Source organism: Sediminibacterium sp. TEGAF015 (assembly GCF_025997995.1).
Classification (GTDB): domain Bacteria; phylum Bacteroidota; class Bacteroidia; order Chitinophagales; family Chitinophagaceae; genus Sediminibacterium.
Genome location: NZ_AP026683.1, coordinates 55001 through 57500 on the forward strand (window position 1 = coordinate 55001; position 2500 = coordinate 57500).

Annotated in this window: 1 protein-coding gene and 2 rRNA genes (1 of these 3 only partly in view); 2 read left to right on the top strand and 1 reads right to left on the bottom strand. The window is 44.5% G+C overall.

From position 1 onward, the window contains the following. A 23S ribosomal RNA gene (locus tag TEGAF0_RS00205) occupies positions 1-1825 on the top strand (it extends 975 nt beyond the left edge of the window). A gap of 62 nt (positions 1826-1887) precedes the next feature. Further along, positions 1888-1998 (top strand): 5S ribosomal RNA (gene rrf / locus TEGAF0_RS00210). A gap of 233 nt (positions 1999-2231) precedes the next feature. Here the strand turns inward: rrf and TEGAF0_RS00215 are convergent. Beyond that, positions 2232-2432, bottom strand: a complete 201-nt coding sequence (locus TEGAF0_RS00215; protein ID WP_272501741.1) for a helix-turn-helix transcriptional regulator — start codon at positions 2430-2432, stop codon at positions 2232-2234. Between the last annotated feature and the right edge of the window lie 68 nt (positions 2433-2500).

The following is a 2500-nucleotide window of genomic DNA, read 5'->3' on the forward strand; positions in this document are numbered from 1 at the left end:
GGCGCTAAGGTCCAGGGCCGAGAGGGAAATAACCCAGATTAGCAACTAAGGTCCCTAATACGTAGTTAAGTTGATCAAACGAGGTGGGATTTCTATAACAGCCAGGATGTTGGCTTGGAAGCAGCCATTCATTTAAAGAGTGCGTAACAGCTCACTGGTCGAGAGATCCTGCACGGAAAATAATCGGGCATCAAACTACGAACCGAAGTTCTAAATTCTAGCTTGCTAGAGTGGTAGGGGAGCATTGAAATCTGCACAGAAGGTGTATCGCGAGATATGCTGGAGCGATTTCAAAAGAAAATGTAGGCATAAGTAACGATAATTAAAGTGAAAAACTTTAACGCGAAAAGTCTAAGGTTTCCTGATCAACGTTAATCGGATCAGGGTTAGTCTGGTCCTTAGGAAAACCCGAAAGGGGCATCTGATGGAAAGAAGGTTAATATTCCTTCACCTACTATGCATTAAAAGTGACGCAGGGACGTGGTGATTGCGTACGGACGGAAGTGTACGCCTGAGTGGAGTCTTCGGACGAAGCGAAATCATAAAATCCCTGCCAAGAAAAGCGAGCATAGCAGCCAGTACCGGAATCCGACACAGGTAGACGGGATGAGTATTCTAACGCGCTCGGGTGAGCCGTGGAGAAGGAACTAGGCAAATTAACGCTGTAACTTCGGGATAAAGCGTACCATCGCGAGATGGTCACAGTAAAATGGTACAACCAACTGTTTAACAAAAACACAGGGCCCTGCAAAAACGTAAGTTGACGTATAGAGCCTGAAACCTGCCCGGTGCTGGAAGGTTAAGGAAGGGTGTTCGACGCAAGTCAAAGCTCCTGACTGAAGCCCCAGTAAACGGCGGCCGTAACTATAACGGTCCTAAGGTAGCGAAATTCCTTGTCGGGTAAGTTCCGACCTGCACGAATGGTCTAATGAGTTGTACACTGTCTCCTCCACGAGCCCGGTGAAATTGTAGTATCGGTGAAGATGCCGGTTACCCGCCACGGGACGGAAAGACCCCGTGAACCTTCACTACAACTTTGCATTGATTTTGAGCAACAAATGTGTAGGATAGTTGGGAGACTATGAAGCAGTGTCGCCAGGCATTGTGGAGTCATCGTTGAAATACCAACCTTTTGTTGCTTAGAACCTAACCCTGAACAAGGGGACATTGCATGGTGGGTAGTTTGACTGGGGTGGTCGCCTCCTAAAAAGTAACGGAGGCTCGCAAAGGTACCCTCAGTACGGTTGGTAATCGTACGCAGAGCGCATTAGTAAAAGGGTGCTTGACTGTGAGACAAACACGTCGAGCAGGAGCGAAAGCTGGCTAAAGTGATCCGGTGGTTCTGTATGGAAGGGCCATCGCTCAAAGGATAAAAGGTACTCCGGGGATAACAGGCTGATCTTACCCAAGAGCTCATATCGACGGTAAGGTTTGGCACCTCGATGTCGGTTCGTCACATCCTGGGGCTGGAGAAGGTCCCAAGGGTTCGGCTGTTCGCCGATTAAAGTGGCACGTGAACTGGGTTCAGAACGTCGCAAGACAGTTCGGTCCCTATCTGTGGTGGGCGCTAGTAAATTGAGTGGACATGACCTTAGTACGAGAGGACCGGGTTGTACGTACCGCTGGTGTATCTGTTATGCCGCCAGGTGTAATGCAGAGTAGCTATGTACGGCAAGGATAAACGCTGAAAGCATCTAAGCGTGAAACCTTCCACAAGATGAGTTTACTTTTAAGGGTCGTCGAAGACTACGACGTTGATAGGCTATAGGTGTAAAGTTGGTAACAACAAAGCCAAGTAGTACTAATTGCCCGTAAGCTTTATTTTTTTATGTTTTGTTTTTTTCCTTTCCAATATGTAAAATATTAAGGTCGTATGACCCAAGATTTTATGGTGGTTTTGCCGGGGGTGTTCACCTCTTCCCATTCCGAACAGAGAAGTTAAGTCCCCCATGGCCGATGGTACTCGCATCTAGCTGGGAGAGTAGGTAGCTGCCATATTTATTGAACCTCAATCGAAAGATTGAGGTTTTTTTTTGCCCCTATAACAGAAGATACATACAGATTCTTCCTCTCCTTCTTAATTTTCGCCTCTGGCTCAATACTTGATAATAGACTAAATCTATGTTTGTATTTCTGTTGTAGACTTATAAATGTAGATTAATTGTTCTTTGTTTAGCTATTTAATCGTTCATAAGTCTCATTCAGTTTCATCAGATTTATTAGTAACCATTTTAATCTTGATCAGATAAGTGGAATAAGAATTCTACTTTCTTTCCCAAAACTTTTGCAATCTTCAAAGCGAGCAGGATAGATGGAATGTATTTGTTGGTTTCTATTGAGAAGATTGTTTGTCTGGATACATTTACCAACTCTGCCAATTCTGTCTGCGTCATGTTCTTCTTTAATCTTTCTTCTTTAATCAGGTTGGTCATTATTCTTTAATGTCTTTATTTTTCCTATGAATTATGTAGTTAATGCGTTGGATATAGATCAGCCAGAA